The organism is Infirmifilum lucidum, from assembly GCF_014876775.1.
GTDB classification, from domain to species: Archaea; Thermoproteota; Thermoprotei; order Thermofilales; family Thermofilaceae; genus Thermofilum; species Thermofilum lucidum.
In genome coordinates, this window is record NZ_CP062310.1 from 1,131,253 (window position 1) to 1,150,180 (window position 18,928).

The 18,928-nt window shown below is 50.7% G+C and carries 24 protein-coding genes; 23 read left to right on the forward strand and 1 reads right to left on the reverse strand.

Going from position 1 to position 18,928, the window contains the following annotated elements:
* Positions 1–9 precede the first annotated feature (9 nt).
* From IG193_RS06405 to IG193_RS06470, 14 genes are all read left to right on the forward strand, one after another.
* Positions 10–399, forward strand: coding sequence for a 30S ribosomal protein S8 (locus tag IG193_RS06405; RefSeq protein ID WP_192818356.1), 390 nt, complete (start codon positions 10–12; stop codon positions 397–399).
* Between the two features lie 13 nt (positions 400–412).
* Positions 413–859, forward strand: a complete 447-nt coding sequence (locus tag IG193_RS06410) for a 50S ribosomal protein L32e (protein ID WP_192818357.1) — start codon at positions 413–415, stop codon at positions 857–859.
* A gap of 2 nt (positions 860–861) precedes the next feature.
* The gene (locus IG193_RS06415) at positions 862–1,308 is read left to right on the forward strand and encodes a 50S ribosomal protein L19e (protein WP_192819757.1); all 447 of its coding nucleotides are present in this window, start codon (positions 862–864) and stop codon (positions 1,306–1,308) included.
* A complete protein-coding gene (locus IG193_RS06420; RefSeq protein WP_192818358.1) occupies positions 1,301–1,891 on the forward strand; it encodes a 50S ribosomal protein L18 in 591 nt (196 codons plus the stop codon). Before IG193_RS06415 ends, IG193_RS06420 begins: the two co-directional genes overlap by 8 nt.
* 45 nt (positions 1,892–1,936) lie before the next feature.
* A complete protein-coding gene (locus tag IG193_RS06425; protein ID WP_225876062.1) occupies positions 1,937–2,548 on the forward strand; it encodes a 30S ribosomal protein S5 in 612 nt (203 codons plus the stop codon).
* 5 nt (positions 2,549–2,553) lie between these two features.
* Positions 2,554–3,024, forward strand: a complete 471-nt coding sequence (locus IG193_RS06430; protein WP_192818359.1) for a 50S ribosomal protein L30 — start codon at positions 2,554–2,556, stop codon at positions 3,022–3,024.
* Positions 3,025–3,118: 94 nt separating this feature from the next.
* On the forward strand, positions 3,119–3,571 hold the full coding sequence (locus tag IG193_RS06435) for an uL15m family ribosomal protein (RefSeq protein ID WP_192818360.1): 453 nt from the start codon (positions 3,119–3,121) through the stop codon (positions 3,569–3,571).
* On the forward strand, positions 3,568–5,010 hold the full coding sequence (secY, locus tag IG193_RS06440; RefSeq protein WP_192818361.1) for a preprotein translocase subunit SecY: 1,443 nt from the start codon (positions 3,568–3,570) through the stop codon (positions 5,008–5,010). The genes IG193_RS06435 and secY overlap by 4 nt, the downstream gene beginning before the upstream one ends.
* 121 nt (positions 5,011–5,131) lie before the next feature.
* Complete coding sequence (locus tag IG193_RS06445; protein WP_192818362.1) at positions 5,132–5,344, forward strand: FaeA/PapI family transcriptional regulator; 213 nt, start codon at positions 5,132–5,134, stop codon at positions 5,342–5,344.
* Positions 5,345–5,510: 166 nt separating this feature from the next.
* A complete protein-coding gene (locus tag IG193_RS06450) occupies positions 5,511–6,353 on the forward strand; it encodes a putative RNA uridine N3 methyltransferase (RefSeq protein WP_192818363.1) in 843 nt (280 codons plus the stop codon).
* Positions 6,354–6,438: 85 nt separating this feature from the next.
* Positions 6,439–7,446 (forward strand): 50S ribosomal protein L3, encoded by a 1,008-nt coding sequence (locus IG193_RS06455; protein ID WP_192818364.1) that lies wholly within the window; start codon positions 6,439–6,441, stop codon positions 7,444–7,446.
* A 6-nt stretch (positions 7,447–7,452) separates the two neighbouring features.
* Positions 7,453–8,256, forward strand: coding sequence for a 50S ribosomal protein L4 (gene rpl4p / locus IG193_RS06460; RefSeq protein WP_192818365.1), 804 nt, complete (start codon positions 7,453–7,455; stop codon positions 8,254–8,256).
* Positions 8,256–8,519, forward strand: coding sequence for a 50S ribosomal protein L23 (locus IG193_RS06465; RefSeq protein WP_192818366.1), 264 nt, complete (start codon positions 8,256–8,258; stop codon positions 8,517–8,519). The genes rpl4p and IG193_RS06465 overlap by 1 nt, the downstream gene beginning before the upstream one ends.
* Positions 8,520–9,263: a 50S ribosomal protein L2 gene (locus tag IG193_RS06470; protein WP_192818367.1), complete on the forward strand. Its 744-nt coding sequence runs from the start codon at positions 8,520–8,522 to the stop codon at positions 9,261–9,263.
* Between the two features lie 133 nt (positions 9,264–9,396).
* Here IG193_RS06470 and IG193_RS06475 read toward each other — a convergent pair whose 3' ends face one another.
* The gene (locus IG193_RS06475; RefSeq protein ID WP_192818368.1) at positions 9,397–10,566 is read right to left on the reverse strand and encodes an NAD(P)/FAD-dependent oxidoreductase; all 1,170 of its coding nucleotides are present in this window, start codon (positions 10,564–10,566) and stop codon (positions 9,397–9,399) included.
* Positions 10,567–10,882: 316 nt separating this feature from the next.
* Here IG193_RS06475 and IG193_RS06480 point away from each other — a divergent pair, with 316 nt between their 5' ends.
* From IG193_RS06480 to rtcA, 9 genes are all read left to right on the forward strand, one after another.
* The gene (locus IG193_RS06480; protein WP_192818369.1) at positions 10,883–11,308 is read left to right on the forward strand and encodes a 30S ribosomal protein S19; all 426 of its coding nucleotides are present in this window, start codon (positions 10,883–10,885) and stop codon (positions 11,306–11,308) included.
* Positions 11,309–11,322: 14 nt separating this feature from the next.
* Positions 11,323–11,829, forward strand: coding sequence for a 50S ribosomal protein L11 (locus tag IG193_RS06485; RefSeq protein WP_192818370.1), 507 nt, complete (start codon positions 11,323–11,325; stop codon positions 11,827–11,829).
* An 8-nt stretch (positions 11,830–11,837) separates the two neighbouring features.
* Entirely contained in the window at positions 11,838–12,503 is a 666-nt protein-coding gene (locus IG193_RS06490) for a 50S ribosomal protein L1 (protein WP_192819759.1), read from the forward strand.
* On the forward strand, positions 12,500–13,390 hold the full coding sequence (locus IG193_RS06495; RefSeq protein WP_192818371.1) for a 50S ribosomal protein L10: 891 nt from the start codon (positions 12,500–12,502) through the stop codon (positions 13,388–13,390). The genes IG193_RS06490 and IG193_RS06495 overlap by 4 nt, the downstream gene beginning before the upstream one ends.
* Positions 13,391–13,435: 45 nt before the next feature.
* Positions 13,436–16,144 carry an alanine--tRNA ligase gene (gene alaS / locus IG193_RS06500; RefSeq protein ID WP_225876130.1) on the forward strand — a complete coding sequence of 903 codons (2,709 nt, stop codon included), beginning with the start codon at positions 13,436–13,438 and terminating at the stop codon, positions 16,142–16,144.
* Positions 16,128–16,841: a DUF434 domain-containing protein gene (locus tag IG193_RS06505; RefSeq protein ID WP_192818373.1), complete on the forward strand. Its 714-nt coding sequence runs from the start codon at positions 16,128–16,130 to the stop codon at positions 16,839–16,841. Before alaS ends, IG193_RS06505 begins: the two co-directional genes overlap by 17 nt.
* Before the next feature lie 3 nt (positions 16,842–16,844).
* A complete protein-coding gene (locus IG193_RS06510) occupies positions 16,845–17,210 on the forward strand; it encodes a nascent polypeptide-associated complex protein (RefSeq protein WP_192818374.1) in 366 nt (121 codons plus the stop codon).
* 83 nt (positions 17,211–17,293) lie between these two features.
* Positions 17,294–17,869, forward strand: coding sequence for a CDP-alcohol phosphatidyltransferase family protein (locus IG193_RS06515; protein WP_192818375.1), 576 nt, complete (start codon positions 17,294–17,296; stop codon positions 17,867–17,869).
* A 6-nt stretch (positions 17,870–17,875) separates the two neighbouring features.
* On the forward strand, positions 17,876–18,925 hold the full coding sequence (gene rtcA / locus IG193_RS06520) for an RNA 3'-terminal phosphate cyclase (protein WP_192818376.1): 1,050 nt from the start codon (positions 17,876–17,878) through the stop codon (positions 18,923–18,925).
* Positions 18,926–18,928 lie beyond the last annotated feature (3 nt).

Consider the following 18,928-nt stretch of genomic DNA (forward strand, 5'->3'; position numbering starts at 1 on the left):
TGGTTTACAATGATGATGGATACACTTGCTAATGCTATGGCGACGATCTACAATAACGAGGTCAAGGGTCACCGCGAGTGCGTCGTATACCCTGCCTCGAAACTAATAGCACGTGTACTCAACGTCATGAAACAGAGTGGTTACATCGAGGACTTCGAGTTCGTTAACGACGGGAGAGGCGGAAAAATAGTTGTGAAGCTACATGGTAGGATAAACAAATGCGGCGCCATTAAGCCGAGGTTCTCCGTCAAGAAGGATGAATACGTAAAGTGGGAGCAACAGTTCCTGCCCTCCAGGGACGTCGGCATACTTATTATCTCAACGCCACAGGGCGTGATGAACCACCGCGAGGCACAGAGCAGGGGTCTAGGCGGAGTGCTACTCGCCTATGTGTACTGAAGGGGGTTAGGAAATGAGCGAGGAGAAACAGCCTGGTGCTGAGAGAGAAACAAAGAAGGTAAAGCCAGCCCTTTCCCCTGAAGAACGGAAGATGCTTAAACTCCGTGCAGAGATTAACAGCCTAAGGCCCAGGTTCATACGCATGAACTCGTGGAGGCTGAAAAGACTTAAGGATAGCTGGCGTAGCCCTAGGCGAAGCCTCGACAACAAGATAAGGTTGCAGCGAAAAGGTTTCCCGCCACTTGTGAAGGTTGGCTATCGTGGTCCAGCTGTGGTGCGCGGCCTGCACCCCTCTGGGTTCGAAGAGGTTATCGTGCACACGGTAGAAGAGCTCGAGAAAATAGACCCCTCCAGGCAGGCCGTTAGAATTGCGTCAACTGTTGCTAGGCGTAAGAGAATCGAAATAATTAAAAAGGCGGAGGAAAAGGGTATCCGCATACTTAATGCAGGGGGTGCGTAGTGATGGATGTAAGTGTAGCCCGCAGGCTTGCATCAGAGGTGCTCGGCGTTGGGGAGAGCAGGATTTGGGTCGACCCTACGCGCTTAGACGACGTAGCTGCCGCCATAAGCCGAGAGGATGTTAGGCGGCTAATCAAAGAAGGTATAATAAAAGCCCTACCACCATCCACACCGTCCCGTGGCAGGCATAGGCTTAGAAGGCTTAAAAAGAAAAGGGGTAGGGGTCCAGGGAGTAGGAAAGGTCCAAGAGTCGATGAGAAGAGAGTGTGGATAGCAAGGGTGAGAGCTCAGAGAAGATTCCTCAAAGCCCTGAAGAGCAAAGGGTTGATTGACAGCAAAAATTTCTGGAGAGTTTACAAGTTAATAAAGGGCGGAGTGTTTAGAAGCGTGGCACACCTCAAGTTGTACCTTTCTGAACACAAGCTAATAAAGGTGAACCAGAGTGGCTAGAGGATCAACATACAAGGTTCCGCTAAAGCGGCGTCGAGAAGGTAAAACAAATTACTACAAAAGGAGGAAGCTCATACTTTCCAGGAAGCCCCGGCTTGTCGTCAGGATTCTCTCACGAACCGCGATTGTCCAGGTCATAAAGGCTGATCCTAGGGGAGACATAACTCTGGCTTCCGCGCACTCAAGAGAATTACTAAAATATGGCTGGAAGGGGGGATTAAAGAACACGCCGGCTGTATACCTGCTCGGCATGCTTGCTGCTTTGAAGGCCAAGAAGAATGGCGTAAACGAGGCAGTGCTAGATATAGGGTTGCACAGACCGACAAGAGGGGGTAGAGTTTTCGCGGCAGCTAAGGGAGCTATCGATGCAGGCCTTAGCGTTCCGGCAAGTGAAGAGATTTTCCCAGGAGACGATAGAATAAAGGGTGAACATATAGCTCTATACTCAAGACTACTCCGGGAACAGGATCCTGAAGAATATCACAGGCGTTTCTCAGAGTACCTCGCGAAGGGTCTTAGTCCTGAAGATCTACCTAGACACTTCGAGGAAGTAAGAGAGAACATCCTAAGGGCTTTTTCATGAAAAGGTATTTAATGCATCCAATATAGGTGTCTAGAGGTGACTCTAGTGTCGATTGGCAACTGGGTTCCCAGAACTCAAGTTGGGAGAATGGTAGCAGAGGGTAAAATAAGGTCGATAGATGAAATATTTGCCAGAAATCTCCCCATAAGGGAAGTCGAGATCATAGACACCCTGCTTCCAGACCTCAAATTCGAAGTTCTAAACGTTAATTTCGTTCAGAGGCAGACAGACTCGGGTGAAGTAAGCCAGTACCAAGTGACTGTGGCTGTCGGGAACGAAAACGGCTATATAGGAGTAGGCATGGGTAAGTCGAGACATATAGGTACAGCTATAGACAAGGCTGTAAAGAGAGCTAAACTAAACATAATTCCCGTTAGAAGAGGCTGTGGTAGCTGGGAGTGCTTGTGCGGAGAACTGCATAGCGTGCCCTTTAAGGTTGAAGGTAAAAGTGGCAGTGTGCGTGTTGTACTTTTACCAGCTCCAAAGGGAGTCGGTATTGTAGCCTCTGACGTAGCTAAAACAGTGCTTAGACTAGCCGGGATAAGCGATGTGTGGTCCAGATCTTTTGGGGAAACTCGTACTACACACAACATGGCTAAGGCTGTATACGAGGCATTAAAACAAACGTATAAGTTCCATTCGCCTGACAACTGGTGAGACGTATGGCCTTGTTGTTTGTCATAAGGTTGAGAGGACGACCTGATCGAGCACCTGAGGAGGAAAAGGCGCTAGGGCTTCTGAGGCTGCACAAAACCTATCACGCAACACTCGTGCCCGACACTCCGTCCATTAGAGGCATGCTTGAGAAGACCCTTAACAGCGCAGTCACGTACGGCGAGATAAGAAGAGACGTCTTAGTGGAATTGCTCAAGAAGCGAGGAAGAATTGCTGGGAATAAAAGGCTAACGCTTGAATACCTTAAGAGTATTGGATATGAGAGCTTCGAGGCGCTTGCAGACGCACTCCTCGAAGGCAGGGTAAAGTTGGACGAGGTGCCTGGGCTTAAACCTGTCTTCCGTCTCCGCCCACCCTCTGGCGGCTTTAAAGGGACAATAAAAAAGAACTTTAAAGCTGGAGGAGAGGCAGGCTACAGAGGAGAGGCTGTAAACGACCTCATACTTAGAATGTTGTAGGTGCTCTAGGAACAGGTTTTCCATCTACTGCACCCTGAGCATGTAGAGATAGGCTTAAAAAAGGCTCTTATAAAATCCATCAAGGTGTGTCGAGTTGGTTAGACGCCGCGAAAAGAAGAGCAAGTACTACCGGGGTAGCAGGACACACGGTTGGGGTCGTGTGGCCCAACACAGGAGAAGCGGGAGAAAAGGAGGGCGTGGCCGTGTTGGCTACCACAAGCACAAGTGGAGCTGGATCCTAAAGAATGCTCCAGACTGGTACGGTAAGCACGGCTTCACCCGCCACCCATCTCTGGTTACAAGGTACTCATCCCTGAATGTAGGTGAGTTAGACGAAAAGATAGACAAGCTGGTAGAGCTAGGTCTTGCCACTAAAAGCGAAGACGGCTTCTACATTGATCTTGCGCTCCTAGGCGTGAACAAGCTTACAGGGAGAGGAAGGGTGACTAAGAAGATAGTGGTGTCTGTTCACAAAGCGACTGAGCAAGCGGTAGCCAAGATCGTTGCAGCCGGGGGTAAAGTCATAAGACCTGGTGAAGCCAATTGAGCGTCTACGACCGTTTATCGGTACTCTTCAGGATACTCCCAGAGGTGGAACGACCCTCTAGGAAGCCGAGCCTCGGGGAGAGGCTCTTCTGGACTGGACTGGTGTTAATTGCATACTTCCTGATGGGGCAGGTTCCGCTCTATGGCATACCCAGGCAGACTCAGGGAACTATCGGGGCGCTTGAGTTCTTACGCATAGTAATGGCCTCCAAGAGAGGCACACTAATAGAACTTGGTATAGGGCCGATAGTTACTTCTGGAATTATCTGGGAGTTACTAGTAGGTAGCAAGATTGTGAACATAGATCTAACGAGCAGAGAGGGAAGGAGAACCTTTGCTGGCCTTCAAAAGCTCACGGCTATACTTTTCGCTGCGCTTGAAGCCTTCGCGTATATCTACGGCGGTGTTTACGGATTCCTTACTCCTACACAGCAAGCCCTAGTGTTCATTCAGCTGTTTGTTGCGAGCATATTCGTAATTTTAATGAATGACATGCTTGAGAAGGGGTGGGGGGTTGGGAGCGCAGTAAGTCTCTTCATAGCCGCCGGGGTAGCACAGCAAATATTCTGGGAACTATTTAGCCCAATAGGGCCACTCGCCGATGGACTCTACTACGGCCTCTTCCCGTCTCTAATAGTGGGAGTCGTTAACTTTGTCACGACGGGGAATGCCACCCTGCTACACTATGCAATACTCAGACCCACAGGCTATCCAGATCTAGTAGGTTTTGCCTCAATGGTTGCACTACTACTATTCCTAGCATATCTTGAGAGCACCAAAGTCACAATACCGGTATCCAGCGCGAGGTTTAGTGGCATGCGTACGCGGATACCCCTAAAGCTCCTGTACGTGTCTGTAATGCCCGTGATACTAGTTGGCGCACTCTATGCCAACATAGTAATGATAACACAAGCACTCTGGCCTAGGTTGAATCCAGGAAACACGAACCCCTATCTCAACGTTATCGCCAAGTTTAACTACACACAAAACGGCCCAGTTCCGTTACCAGGCAGTCTAGTCTACTACATCACTCCGCCTAGATCCATATTCTCGGTTTTCTACGACCCAGTACACGTGGCAGTATACGCTTTACTCTACATTTCTTTCGCAGTTCTCTTTGGCGTTGCCTGGATAGTAACCTCTGGCATGGATCCCGAGAGCCAGGCTGAGCAGCTCGTCAAGGCTCAACTCCATATACCCGGGTTCAGAAAGAGCGAGAAAATCATAGCAAATGTGCTCAGGCGCTATATATGGAGCCTGACCATTCTTAGCAGCATACTGATAGGCCTAATCGCCGTAACAAGCGACCTACTAAGAGTCATGGGAGGGGGCACTGGGATCTTACTGCTCGTCGGTATAACAATACAGTACTATTCAATACTGGCAAGCGAGCGCGCTTTAGAGATGTACCCGGCGCTTTCACGCTTGCTAGGCGAGTAGAGCTCATTTTAATAAACTTACATTTAATTCTGTTTGTAAAACGATGAATACAAAATCAATCAATCGTTTGACAAAATAAAGTTTTAATACGCGGATAAACAATGAAATCTGGTGAAATAAAATGCCGAGGAAGGTCACGGACAAGATAATTGAGAGGAAAAAGCTCATACACGACTACCTGAAGAAGCACGGTCCTATACCCACTGTTGAAATAGTGAAGGATTTAGGGCTCTCCCATAGCCAGGTCTTCTATGTCTTGAGGCTTCTGTTACGGGAGGGGAAAGTTAAAGAGGAGAGAAGAGGGAAAATGGCGTACTGGGTTGCTGTAGAGTAGTCCTGGAAATGTCTTTAAATACTACTGAATAATTAGGCACATGGGTGTAGAAAATGGGAGGGCGGCAGAGAACGTCTCTCTTCATGGAGAAGAAGAAGGAACTCACCAGAGAGAAAGCCCAGGTTGCTAAAGCAAAGGAAAAAGAGTCAGAGAAGTAGGATAAGTAATGGGTACTTGCACCTACCCTCCTCCTAAACCAGAATACAAGAGGGTTGTTGCCTTACCATCTTCGAATTTCTCCAATCTACGTGAACCCGCACGGACGTTCCACATAGCACAACTAGCACGAGCGCTGGCGATCTTCAGAGTTGAGGAGGTGGCTATTTACCTGCATGATGGGCATCCGTGCAGTGCTATTAAGGAGGTTCTCGAAGCTATCGAGACTCCACAGTATCTCAGGAGAAGACTTGTTCCTAGGAGCCCCGCTCTGAAGTATATTGGCTTGGTTCCTCCACTCGCAATACCTTCTCATCAATTAAGGCATGAAGACTACGGGCTTAGAGAGGGTGTCGTAGTAGCTAGGAAGAGGGGGAGATTGCTGGTAGATATTGGTTTAGATGCATTAGTTGAAGTGGATGGAGAGAGGAAAACCGGGAGTAGAGTAACTCTGAAGAAGGAGAGGGGCTCCTGGGTTTTAGTCTCTACGGATGACGTCGAGCTGTACTGGGGTTTTAGGGTACTGTGTTTCGAGGACATGGTATCACTGGTAGAGCATTACAGGAGGAACAAGTACCTGGTGATCGCAACTTCACGCCGCGGCGAAGTAGTGAATTTAGAGGTTTTAAGCTCGCTTGTCACAGATGTGAAGAATAAGGGGCTTGACGGGCTACTGATACTATTCGGGAGCTGGAACAAAGGGCTACACGAGATAGCGAAGGAGCACGGCACGAAGCTCGAAGATCTAGCGGACTTCATTTTGAACACTATTCCCTGTCAGGGTACCCGTACGGTCAGAACTGAAGAAGCTGTACTGGCAACGCTTTCGCTCCTAAATATAGCCCTTCCATAGGTAGCCCCCCTCTTTTAGAGTAAATTTAATAAGCCTAGCGTAATAAAACGGAAGCGGTGCATCTTAGGAGTAACGGTGGAGACAAATGGCTAAAGGTCATAAGCCTCGTAGAGGGTCACGCGCATACTACCCAAGGAAAAGAGCCCGTAGCATCGTGGCCAGGGTTCGCCGCTGGCCCAAAATTGATAAAGTCATGCCCCTAGGCTTTGCAGGCTATAAAGTCGGGATGGTTCACGTAGTAGGTATCGAGATGAATAAGAACAGCCCGTTCTACGGACAGGAGAGAGTATACCCCGCAACCGTCTTGGAGGTTCCTCCATTGCGAGTAGTAGGCGTCAGAGTATATGCTTCGAGTTTTTACGGCTTGAAGGCTATAGGTGAAGTATGGGCTCCGAAGCTCCCCGAGGAGCTACAGAGAGTTTTTACCGTCCCAGGGAAGGAAAACTACTTCGAAGAGCAGAAGAGGAAGATAGAGGAAATCCGGGGTAAAGTTAAGGAAGTGCGGTTGATTGTCGCTACCCAGCCTCGTGTTACTGGTCTCGGAAAGAAGAAGCCTGAGGTCTTCGAAATAGCTGTTGGCGGGCCGCCGTCTGAAGCGCTTAATTTCGCGCTTGAGCGCTTGGGTAAAGAGATAGACATCACGGAAGTGTTCAAAGAAGGCGACTACACTGATGTAATAGCCGTGACCAAGGGTAAAGGGTTCCAGGGTGTAATAAAGAGGTTCGGCGTAAAAGAAATGCCTCGCTGGCACAAGCACCGCAAGGGTCACAGGAGGATAGGGAGCGTGGGTCCCCAAGGCCCAGCAATAATGTTCTATACACCCTTCCCCGGCCAAACAGGCTTCCACCAGAGAACAGAGTATAATAAGCGCGTTCTCAAGATAGGCGACATAAGCTCTGAGAACATTAACCCGCCGGGTGGCTGGCCACACTACGGCCTGATCAGGACAAAATTTATACTAATTGAGGGAAGCGTCCCAGGTGCTATAAAGAGGCTCGTGAAACTCAGAATACCCATAAGACTGCACAGGGCAGTTGAGGCGCCAAAAGTAGTATACGTAAGTACCCAGCCGTGGCCCCAAGCTGTAGGGTGACTATAGATGAGTAGCACCGAACTCGTCTTGAGGGAAGTTCCCGTCTACGGCCTGGATGGAAACGAGGCGAGCAAAGCGCAGTTACCGAGCTTCTTCTACAGCCCAGTACGCGTTGACCTGATCAGGCGCGCTTTCCTAGCAATCTTTACCTCGAAACTACAGCCTAAGGGGACGGATCCCCTAGCCGGCTTGAGAACTACTGCCGAAAGCCTTGGCGTTGGCCATGGAATTGCTCGCGTTGCCAGAATAAAGGGTGGGATGAGGGCAGCCAGAGTACCCCAGGCGGTCAAAGGCAGGCGTGTCCACCCGCCTAAAGTTGAGAAGAAACTGAAGGAGAACATTAACAAGAAGGAGAAGAAGCTCGCACTTGCATCGGCTCTAGCGGCAACTGCAATAAGGGAGCTCGTGGTGCGCCGAGGCCACGTAGTCCCGGAGAAGCAGTTGCCCATAGTTGTCGTCGACGAGATAGAGAAAGTAAACAAGGCGTCTCAGCTACGCGAGATCTTCAAGAAGCTTGGAGTATGGGGTGACGTAGAACGCGCAGCAGAGAGAGTCAGAGTTAGGGCAGGCAAAGGCAAAATGCGTGGCCGCAAGTACAAGAAGCCTAAAAGTGTTTTAATCGTTGCGAGCAATTCTAGGGAGTTGTCCAAGGCTGCTAGGAACATGCCAGGCGTTGAGGTCGTGAGCGCCCGAAACCTCACTGTATCGCACCTAGCCCCTGGCGGCGTGCCAGGGCGGCTTACCATTTATACCCTGGAGGCTCTAAGGATTCTAGAAGAGAGGCTTAAAGACGTAGAGGTGAGATATTAATGGGCGTGCCTACAAGCGTTATTATTAGACCTCATTTAACCGAGAAGACTTTACGGCTAATAGAAGAGGCGAACACTCTAACCTTTATTGTCGATAGGCGTGCCACGAAGAAGCAGATAAAGGAGGAGGTTGAGAGGATGTTCAACGTAAAAGTCGAGAAAGTTAGAACGCTAAACACTACTGACGGTAACAAAAAAGCTTATGTGCGGCTAGCAAAGGAGTATTCAGCCTCAGACATTGCAACACGCATGGGTGTGGTCTAAATGGGTAAGAGAATTTTAGTCCAGCGTAGGGGCCGTGGTGGGTCTGTCTTCAGAAACCCAGGGTGGAAGCGTGTTGCTCCAGCGCGGTACCTCGAGTACAACGCCGAGGAGTTCAAGAATAAGGTGCTTGTTGGCTACGTTAAGGAGCTCGTTCACGAGCCGGGTAGGGGAACTCCTCTTGCCATCGTCCAGTTCGAGGACGGCAGAGAGATGGTGATGATCCCACCTGAGGGTCTAGCCGTAGGCCAAAAAATCTACTACGGGGCTAAGGCTCCTATCGTGCTTGGAAGCATCATAGAAGTGGGGAGTGCCCCTGAGGGGACAATAATCTCGAATGTCGAAATACGCCCCGGTGACGGCGGCAAGCTTGCGCGGAGTAGCGGGGCCTATGCTTTAATCCTGGCGCACTCCAACGGCAAGACTCTCATACAGCTCCCCTCGAAGAAGGTTAAAGAAGTGGACAGCAATGCACGCGCAACAGTCGGTATGGTTGCTGCAGGCGGACGCACCGAGAAGCCGTTCCTCAAGGCAGGCAAGAAATATCACTGGTCTCGTGCCAAATCCTTCAAGTACCCGACTGTAAGAGGCAAGGCCATGTCAGCGTACGCACACCCTGCCGGCGGCGGGCATCACCCGAAGGGGTTAACACCTGCACCACGCAATGCGCCTCCAGGGAGGAAGGTTGGCCACATTGCCGCGCGCAGAACAGGGAGGAAGAAGGGAGCGAGTAAAACATCTAAGTAAGCAGGAGGCCCTTATAATCCCTGTGTACTTCTACTTTTGAATATGCCTAGAGTAAGGAGTTTTTACGTGGCATAAACCGGGAGCGAGTTGTCTCTTCTAGTCTTGTTTGGCCTGCTTGGACTGCGGGACAGTCCTAGGTTCTGCTGATAGCTCTAAGAATCTTGCTTTCTAGGGTTGTGGCTACTCCTCCTCCGATCTTGCCCTTTACGTCCCGCATGACTATACTCTCTATGAACATCTTGCTTATGTACGGCGTCCTCCCAAAGAGGATTTTGTTCTCCCAAACCATTATAGCCTTGTTAAAACCGACAGAGCAGAGAGTCTTCGGCCTGGAAGCCAGAAATATCGGCTTGTGCTCGTAGGCGGGGTCTTTTCCGTCCAACTGCCTGAGTATGTTCTTGGCAGCGGTCTTGCCCTGGAGTATTGCTTCCTCTGCCATTTTCATTACAGAATCACTGTTGTAGTCGAAGTGGTTGATATCGCCAACTGCATAAACATCTTCGAAGCCCTTCAACTGTAACTTCGAATTTACGACTAGCCAGCCCCTCCCCTTTACCTCTACCGGCACGTCAAAGCTGATGTTGGAGGCTCTGACGCCTACAGCCCAGACGATAACAGCACAGTCGAGACTGCTACCGCTCTCCAAGATAAGTCTGTTGTCATTCACCCCCTTAACACCGTCGCCCTTAATTACCCTGACTCCGCTTGTACGCAGGAAGTTCTCAACAACTTCACTGGCCTTTGGGCTGTTAAGAGTGGGAAGAAGGTGAGGCATCTTCTCTACGAGCACGACTTTACCCTTCCCAAGTTTCTCAGCAAGCTCGCCTGCAACCTCAACTCCCGTGAGCCCGCCGCCGGCAATGCACACTTGTCCTTCTGGGTTTCTTTCAACCTGCTTCTTCAGCTCGATGTAGTCTTCTAGTCGCCAAGATGGAACTGTGTTCTCAGCTCCCGGTATGCCGTAATATTCCGTCTGTGCTCCCGCCGAGAGAATTAAGTAGTCGAACTCTACGGCTCCACCGCCCTTTATGAGTACTTGCTTGTTTTTCAACGATACCCCTTCCACCTCACCTCTGACGAAAGTTATCCCGAGGCGCCTACTAATCCTTTCGAAAGGCTCTGTTATATCTTCAACAGTCTTCCTACCCGAGAGTAGGTACGGCAGCGAAGGCAGGTAAACGAACCTGTCGTTTTTATCTATTAATGTTACTTCGAAAGAACTCGGCTCCCCTGCCTGCTTGAGCGTTTTTATAGCGTAAAAACCGCCAAACCCTCCTCCAATTACTACTACCTTCTTAGCCATACCAAGAAGTGTCAATTATTCGATAATCATATACTCTCTTAAGTAAACCTTGTTGTTACTATAGACTGGAAGAGGATGCCTTACAGTCTTATAGATCTCCAAGCTCGGGGCTATACAGATCAAAGCAGCTCAGGCCCTGTAGTGGGCTCTCAATGCCCGTAGCTCTTACTACTCTACAGTAAAGGTATCGTGATGTTCCCTTATAGGACACTGTGCAGTAAACCGTGAATAACCGAAGAGCACCAGATAGGGTCGAAACAGCATCGGTGGAAAAAAGCTTAAATTTGAGAGGAGGTAAGAGAGGCAGGTGCAATTAATGGAGTCATCGAGCAAGTTTACCTACCGGGGGTATAGCTTTGAAGACCTGGCCCAGCTACCCCTAGAGAAATTCGTCGAGCTACTGCCTTCAAGACAGCGCAGGAGCGTCACTAGGACATTGATAAAGGGTACTAGCGAGGAACACTTAAAGCTACTCGAAAAAATAAGGCGTGCGAGAAAACTCTTAAAAGAAGGCAAGAAACAGCCCGTTATCAAGACTCACCTCCGGGACTTCGTGATACTCCCGGAAATGGTGGGCTTGGTGATTCAAGTCCACAACGGCAAGGAGTTTGTCCCGGTGGAGATAACCCCTGAGCGCATAGGCCACTTCCTCGGCGAGTTTGCCCCAACGACGAAGAAAGTCGAACATGGAGAACCCGGGCTTAAAGCTACAAGATCCTCGATGTTTGTGGCCTTGAAGTAAAGGTGGTTTTTCCCATGTCTCAAAATATTAAAACATTTAACTTTCTCGTAGAGGGAGGCAAAGCAACGGCTGGACCGCCAATAGGCCCGGCCCTAGGCCCCTTAGGCCTAAACGTAATGCAAGTCGTCAAGAAGATCAACGAGCTTACGCAGGAGTACGCGGGAATGCGTGTCCCTGTAAAAGTTATAGTAGACACGGAGAGGAAAACATTTGAGGTTGAAGTTGGAACCCCTACCACTGCTGCATTGATCGTTAAAGAGCTCAAGATCGAAAAAGGAGCGCGTCAGTCAACTAAAGAGTGGGTTGGGAACCTCACGGTCGAGCAGGTAATTAAAATTGCCAAGATCAAGATGAAGGATATGGGTGTGAAAACGCTCAAAGCAGCGGTCAAAACTGTTGCTGGAACATGTCAGAGCATGGGTGTAACTATTGATGGAAAGCCTCCAAAGCAATTTATACAGGATGTTGAGGAGGGCTTGTACGACGGCATCATAAGTAAACATGAGGGTGAAGCCTCGTGAGCGTTGCGATTACAAGTATCGTTAACAGCTTTCCAGCAGCAATTAAGAAGGCCCTTGAAGCGTCTCCCAGAAAGAGGCGTTTCAAGCAGAGTGTCGAGATGATAATCACGTTGAGAGACGTTGACTTAAAGAAGCCAGAGAACAGGATAAACACTGTAGTGACTCTGCCGTATCCCCCTCCATCTAAGCTCGCCGGGGTTGTCGTGATAGCGACCGGGGATGTGGCCTTGAAGGCCAGGGAAGCGGGAGCAGACCTGGTGATAGACAGGGATGAGCTCCAGAAACTTTCAGGCGATAAGAAGGCTATCAAGAAACTGGCGAAGAAATATGACTTCTTCTTGGCCCAGACGGATCTCATGGTTCAAGTCGGGCGTACCCTAGGTAGGTATCTAGGCCCCCGTGGCAAAATGCCTCAACCAATACCCCCCAACGTGCCGGTAGCCCCTCTAATAGACAGGTTCAAAAAATCCGTTAGAATAAGGATCAAGGATGACCCCGTTGTAATGTGCAGGATCGGCGTTGAAGACCAACCTGTTGAGCACCTGGCGGCTAACGCGAAAGCCGTGTTAGACGAGTTGCTGAAGAAATTCACGCACTACAACATCGATAGGATATATTTCAAGCTCACAATGGGTAGACCAGTAAAACTCGAGAAAACGGGTGGTGCAAAGTGAGCCAAACTGTAGTGTTGCAGACCAGTAAAATGAGCCCTGCAAGAGCACGCAAGGCGAGACTTGTAGAAGAACTCAAGGAATACCTCCGAAACTACAGGTACTTCATGCTGGCAGGGACAACAGGGTTACCATCGTCAGTCATCAAGGGAAGCCGAAGGCTACTCTACCAGAAGGGGTCAGCTCTAAAGGTTATAAAAAACACTCTCTTCCTAATTGCACTTAAAGAGGTAGGCAAATACTCGGATCAGTTCAAGGATGCCCTGAAAGGGCAAAACGCTGTAATCTTCACAAACGAGAACCCCTTCGAGGTAATACTCTTCTTGGACAAGCAGAAAATTCTTCGCGAGGCACGCCCCGGGGATGTAGCTACAAGGGAGATACTCATACCAGCCGGTAATACCGGAATCACTCCCGGGCCCGCTATTAGCCTCTTCAACAAGCTCAACATCCCGATACGGGTACAGGAGGGTAGCATATGGGTGACTAAGGACACGGTGGTGGCCAAGCCGGGAGACGTAGTCACGCCTGAGCTCGCCGACCTGTTGAACAAACTGGGGATGAAGCCCATAGAGAGCAAGCTTAACATAAAGCTTATCGTCATCGACGGCAGAGTAGTCAAGCCTGAAGACGTCGAGCTCGACCCAAACCTCGCCATTGAGAAATTAAGAGTGGCGTATTCCCAAGCCTTCAATCTGGCCTTCAACGCGGCGCTCCCCGTACCTCAGATAGTAAGCATGCTGGTCGCGAAGGCGTACCTACAGGCCATGGCTGTAGCTGTGGAGGCAGGCATACCTGACAAGAGCACTCTCCCATACACCTTAGCCAGGGCCCACAGCGCTGCCCTCGCCATATACAATCTAGTTAAGTCCAAGAACCCGAGCTTCTAAAGCATAAACTAAATATTGTCGATCCCTCCTGCTTTTGTGAGCAGGATGGAGGACTTTGTCAACCTGCCATTCTTCGTGGAAAACGGCTGGATAAAGAAGAAGTGCCCAGTCTGTGGGCGCACCTTCTGGACCCTAGACCCTAACAGGGAGACTTGTGGAGATCAACCATGCGAGACCTACTCGTTCATCGGCGAGAAGGTTGGGGCAAGCGTCGAGTCGGTGTCTCAAGTCCGTAGAATGTTTATAGAGTTCTTCGAGAAGAGGGGGCATACCCCGGTAAAGAGGTACCCCGTAGTAGCTAGATGGCGGGACGACGTGTACCTCGTAGGTGCCTCAATCTACGATTTCCAGCCATGGGTTACTGAAGGGCTCGTCCAGCCCCCTGCAAACCCCCTTGTTATCTCTCAGCCGAGTATAAGGCTAACCGACGTCGACAATGTTGGGAAGACGAGCAGGCACCTCACAGGCTTCGAGATGATGGCCCACCACGCCTTCAATTTCCCGGGAGTCAACATCTACTGGGCGAATGAGACAGTAGAGTTTGCCTACGAGCTGTTCACGAAGGTTTACGGGATTAAGCCTGAGGAAATAACCTTCATATACGACATGTGGAGTGGGGGCGGGAATGCCGGAGAGGACTACGAGGTCTTGGTTCGGGGACTAGAGGTCGCGACGCTCGTGTTCATGCACTACAGGACAACGGAGAGCGGCGACTTAGTACCGCTCAGCAACAGGATTGTAGACACGGGATACGGCCTTGAGAGAATATTCTGGCTCCTAACGGGCAAGTACAACGTCTACGAGGCAGTTTTCCCGGACATAGTTGAGTACCTGAGGATTCAGAGTGGCCTAGAGAAGCCTCAGGACGAAATTATGAGCGCGGTTGCCAGACAGAGCGGAAGGCTGGATTACAAGAAGCCCCTGGAGGCCTACGAGACCCTCTCGAGTATAGCCCTCTCACTTGGCATGGGCTTAGAGGAGTTGAGGAGGTACCTAGAGCCGTACGAGGCTATTTACGCCGTAGCCGACCACACCCGCTCTCTCATGTGGATGATAGGTGACGGCATCGTACCGAGCAACACAGGCGCTGGGTACCTTGCGCGCCTCCTAATAAGAAGAAGTCTAAGGTACTTGTGGAAGATGGGGCTTGAAATCAAACTCAGCGAAATCGTTGCCAGGCAGATAGAAAGGTGGAAGAGCGACTTTCCCGAGTACCTTGAGGTTCGAGGCGAGATACTGGACATTATTGACTACGAGGAGGAGAAGTTCAGGGAAACTGTGAGAAGAGGCGAGAAAATAATCGATGAAATTGTCCGGGACAGCTTAAGCAAGGGTCTCAAGGAGATCTCAGGAGATACCCTAGTAAGACTGTATGACTCGTACGGCATTCCGCCTGAGCTACTAGAAGAGAAGGCGTCCCAGTACGGGCTAGCAGTCAATACGATGGGCTTCTACTCGAAACTCGCTGAAATCAAGAGTAAGGCCTCGCAGGCCCCCAGAGAAGCTATAAGGTTGAAAGCTGACCCCCTACTTGTACAGAACTTCCCTCCAACGCGGAAACTGTATTATGAGGATGAAAAGCTCTACGAGTTCACAGCTAGGGTTCTAGGCGTGGTTGAGGGTAAGTACGTAGTGCTCGACCAGACAGCGTTCTACCCGGAGGGCGGCGGACAGCTCGCTGATACGGGCTACCTCGAGTTCAACGGCGGTCGCTGTAAAGTCGTCTACGTCATGAAAGTCGGAGACGTAATACTGCACGAGTGCTCAGGGGAAATACCACCGCCGGGAACTACCGTGAAGGGTACTGTGGACATGAACCGGCGCCTCAACCTCATGCGGCACCACACGGCAACCCACGTTGTATTGGGGGCGTTAAGGAGGGTTTTAGGCAGACACGTGTGGCAGGCAGGCGCCCTAAAGACAGAGGAGTACGTGAGGTTTGACTTCACGCATCACAAGCCAATAACGCAGGAACAAGCCAGAGAGATAGAACTCGTCGCTAATCGAGTAGTGTGGGAGAACAGGCCTGTTAAGAAGCAGTTTGTAGGCAGAACAGAGGCTGAACAGAAGTACGGCTTCACGCTATACCAGGGCGGCGCTGTTCCCGAGAAAGTCCTTAGGGTTGTCGAAGTTGAGGGCTGGGACGCAGAGGCCTGTGGGGGAACGCACGTTGACAGAACGGGAGAAATAGGCCTCATAAAAATCATAAGCTTCGAGAAGATACAGGACGGGGTTATAAGAGTAGTATTCAAGGCCGGCGAGCAAGCACTCAAGCACGTCCAGAACCTTGACACCCTAATATCGTCACTCAGAGAGCTAGTACAGGCCCCTGAAGACACCCTTGTCCAGAAGGTGTCGGAGCTCGTAGACAGCGTGGACAAGCTCGAGAAAGAAGTGAAGAAACTCAGAGAGCAGATGCTCACAGGGTCTTTTCTCCAGGTTGCAACACCAGTGCTCAAGAAAGGTGAGATAGAGGTCTACCTCATCGACAGCGCCGACATGGAGCCACGCGAGGTGGCAACGACCCTAGGAAAGCAGAAGGCAAATGCCGTGATAGTCGCGTACAACAGGGAGGGTAGGGTCGCGATAAAAGTTGGCGAAAAGGCCCTTGCGAACTACGACGCGAGAGAAATAGGCAGGAGGCTCAGCGAAAAGCTAGGCGGGAAGGGCGGAGGCGTCGAGGATCTATTCCAGGGCCGTATCGCTGACACTGCAAACATTAGAAAGGCCATCGAGGATGTTTTCAGCGATTGAGGAGTGTAGGGAGATCTCTCCAATCCTGGTATCTCCAAGGCCCGAACTGTCTGAGGCTATAAGAGACTTCTACTACCTGCTCGACCGGGGCTATAACAGGAGGCTTGTCCTAGACATCGTAACGTCAAGGTACGAACTCTCAAGAGTGGAGAGGCTCCTCCTTTACCGCAGCGTCTTCCCCTCCACGGTAAACGACCTCCGCAGGAGGAAGCTAATAAAGGAGGACGCCCTCCAAAAACACGGCAAGCTAATCGTAGACGGCTTTAACCAGATAAGTACGGTAGCTTCGGCGCTCGTTGGAGACACCCTCGTGGTGTCCACAGACGGGCTAGTACGTGATCTAGCCGCTACGAATAGAAGAGTTACCTTCTGCCCACTCTACGTCTCATCTCTCTACCTCTTGCTTAGGTTTGCAGGCATGCTACTCAAGGGCGAGCTTATTATCGTGCTGGACTCACAGATAAGCTGGTCGAGACACTTTGCTAGCACCCTGAGAGAGCTGTGCGATCTTCTGTCCCTCAAATGTACCGTCCTGCTTTCCAACAAGGCTGACAAGACAATAATCGAGCAAGCGCAGGCCGGTATCCCCGTAGCCTCGAGCGACTCTGTCATAGCCGACCGTGTAAACACACTCTTCGACCTGGCAGGAGCGCTAGGAAAAGTTATATCACCGACCTCAGTCATAGAGATAAGGTAGCGCATGAAGAGACTAAGCCCGCGGGAGCAGCGCAGGATACTTGAAAGGATGGGTCTAAGCCTGCGCGACCTCCCTGGAGTCGAAGAGGTCATGCTGAAGCTCAAAGACAAAGTCATCGTGATAAGAAACCCCGTAGTACAAGTTCTAGAGATAAAGGGTGGTGGGAGAATATACCAAATCTCTGGTAGCGAAGAAGAGGCCGGTACTTCTCCAGCTCAAGCACCCATAGAGATATCAGAGGAGGACGTACAACTCGTCGTAGCGCAGACAGGTGCAACGCCGGAGGAAGCCCGTCAGGCTCTCCTGGAGAGCAAAGGCGACCTCGCGAAGGCCATCCTGCTGATATCTGCTAAAAAACATGGCATGTAGCGGGCTTATGTTTTTCATAATGTCTCACACTCCACTTCTGCAGCTAAAGTTGAAATATTCAGAGACGATCTATTTGTAAATGTATGTTGAATAAGATTAAGGACAGACTTCAGGTCGTGTTCTCCGTCTTGGCGAAGCCCATCGCATATGCTCGCATCGACTCTAATTTGGTCACAGTCTCCGGTCTGCTGTTTGGAGTCCTGGCTTTGTACTTCCACAAGTCATACCCCACTATGCTACTACTCCTTCTCATAATGTTTCTCTCTGACGGGATTGACGGGTACATTGCCCGCTCGCTGAACAAAGTTACGCCTTTCGGCGCCTTCCTGGACTCGACGGTCGACAGAGTAGAAGATACAATATCCCTCTACCTCCTCTATCTATACGGCATAGCGTCTGCAGACGAGCTCGTAGCCTCGGTGACCGGTGCTTTCCTCGTGAGTTATACAAGATCCCGAGCCGAAGCGCTGGGCGTTCAGATGTCGGGTGTAGGCATCGCTGAGCGAGCAGAAAGGCTTATAATCACGCTGTTGATCTTACTGTCCTACCCATTCAGCATAGCTCTCTCTAGAGCTCTTTTCATGTTGTTGCTAGTGCTCATAGCGATAACAGTTATACAGCGAGTACTACACGTTCACAGACGGCTTCAAGGGAGGTGACGACGCTTGATAGAGATCGACGGTTCGTTCGGCGAGGGTGGAGGGCAGCTACTAAGGTACAGCGTTGCTCTCGCGGCGCTACTCGGCGAGGAGGTGAGGGTATACAACATTAGAGCCAAGAGGGGTAACCCAGGCTTGAGGCCCCAGCACCTGTCGGCCGTGAAGTTCATAGCCCAGCTCGTAAAAGCCCAAGTCGACGGCCTCCGAGTCGGATCCACAGAGATAGTGTTCCGACCGACGAGGAAACGGCTCGAAGGAGGCACATATACAGTTGATATCGGCACCGCAGGATCTGTTATCCTCTTCCTGCAAGCAACGCTCCCTGTTCTGGCGGCTGCACGCGAGAAGCTCAGGCTAGAGGTTAGGGGAGGAACTAGCGTGAGATGGAGCCCCCCATATCACTATTTTGAAAGAGTGCTACTGCCGCTTTTCGGGAAAGCCGGCGTAAAGACCTCCTCGCGGCTAGTGAGGCACGGCTTCTACCCAGAGGGCGGAGGCGTAGTACAGGTAGCAGTTGAACCCTCATACCCCCTCCAACCGCTAAGACTCGAGAAGAGCGAGGATATCAGTTCAGTTCAGGGGGTATCGTACGTCGGGAACCTGCCTTGCGAGATTGCTGTCAGGCAGGCTAGCTCGGCTAAGGCTGTCTTAGAGCGCTCGGGCTATCCTGTTGGGCAAATAGTGCACGATTGCGACACGCCCTCGGTTGGGAGGGGGACAGGCATAGTGCTCTGGGCCAGAGTAGGCGAAGGCGTTGTTGGCGGGGACTCTCTAGGCGAAAAGGGTAAACCTGCCGAAAAAGTCGGAGCAGAAGCCGCGGAAGGCTTACTCAAAAGCTTAAGGTTGAGAGTCCCTGTAGATCCACACGCCGCCGACAACCTCGTAATTTACATGTCCCTGGCTAGTGGAGAATCGTACTTCGAGACCTCTGAGTCAACGCTACACCTCGAAACGGCTCTTGAGTTGTGTAGGCAAATTCTTGGCTCTGAGTACAGAGTTGACAAATACCCCGATGGCATTAAGGTCAGAGTGAGGGGAGTCGGCTTTGTGCCGTAGACA

What these genes read in the sequence shown, in the direction of transcription:
- IG193_RS06415 (WP_192819757.1), top strand. Translation starts at nt 862, where the DNA reads ATGGATGTAAGTGTAGCCCGCAGGCTTGCATCAGAGGTGCTCGGCGTT.
- IG193_RS06455 (WP_192818364.1), top strand. Translation starts at nt 6,439, where the DNA reads ATGGCTAAAGGTCATAAGCCTCGTAGAGGGTCACGCGCATACTACCCA.
- IG193_RS06480 (WP_192818369.1), top strand. Translation starts at nt 10,883, where the DNA reads ATGGAGTCATCGAGCAAGTTTACCTACCGGGGGTATAGCTTTGAAGAC.
- IG193_RS06465 (WP_192818366.1), top strand. Translation starts at nt 8,256, where the DNA reads ATGGGCGTGCCTACAAGCGTTATTATTAGACCTCATTTAACCGAGAAG.
- IG193_RS06445 (WP_192818362.1), top strand. Translation starts at nt 5,132, where the DNA reads ATGCCGAGGAAGGTCACGGACAAGATAATTGAGAGGAAAAAGCTCATA.
- IG193_RS06470 (WP_192818367.1), top strand. Translation starts at nt 8,520, where the DNA reads ATGGGTAAGAGAATTTTAGTCCAGCGTAGGGGCCGTGGTGGGTCTGTC.
- IG193_RS06450 (WP_192818363.1), top strand. Translation starts at nt 5,511, where the DNA reads ATGGGTACTTGCACCTACCCTCCTCCTAAACCAGAATACAAGAGGGTT.
- IG193_RS06475 (WP_192818368.1), bottom strand. Translation starts at nt 10,566, where the DNA reads ATGGCTAAGAAGGTAGTAGTAATTGGAGGAGGGTTTGGCGGTTTTTAC.
- rpl4p (WP_192818365.1), top strand. Translation starts at nt 7,453, where the DNA reads ATGAGTAGCACCGAACTCGTCTTGAGGGAAGTTCCCGTCTACGGCCTG.
- IG193_RS06505 (WP_192818373.1), top strand. Translation starts at nt 16,128, where the DNA reads ATGTTTTCAGCGATTGAGGAGTGTAGGGAGATCTCTCCAATCCTGGTA.
- alaS (WP_225876130.1), top strand. Translation starts at nt 13,436, where the DNA reads ATGGAGGACTTTGTCAACCTGCCATTCTTCGTGGAAAACGGCTGGATA.
- IG193_RS06510 (WP_192818374.1), top strand. Translation starts at nt 16,845, where the DNA reads ATGAAGAGACTAAGCCCGCGGGAGCAGCGCAGGATACTTGAAAGGATG.
- IG193_RS06485 (WP_192818370.1), top strand. Translation starts at nt 11,323, where the DNA reads ATGTCTCAAAATATTAAAACATTTAACTTTCTCGTAGAGGGAGGCAAA.
- IG193_RS06405 (WP_192818356.1), top strand. Translation starts at nt 10, where the DNA reads ATGATGATGGATACACTTGCTAATGCTATGGCGACGATCTACAATAAC.
- IG193_RS06410 (WP_192818357.1), top strand. Translation starts at nt 413, where the DNA reads ATGAGCGAGGAGAAACAGCCTGGTGCTGAGAGAGAAACAAAGAAGGTA.
- IG193_RS06515 (WP_192818375.1), top strand. Translation starts at nt 17,294, where the DNA reads ATGTTGAATAAGATTAAGGACAGACTTCAGGTCGTGTTCTCCGTCTTG.
- IG193_RS06430 (WP_192818359.1), top strand. Translation starts at nt 2,554, where the DNA reads ATGGCCTTGTTGTTTGTCATAAGGTTGAGAGGACGACCTGATCGAGCA.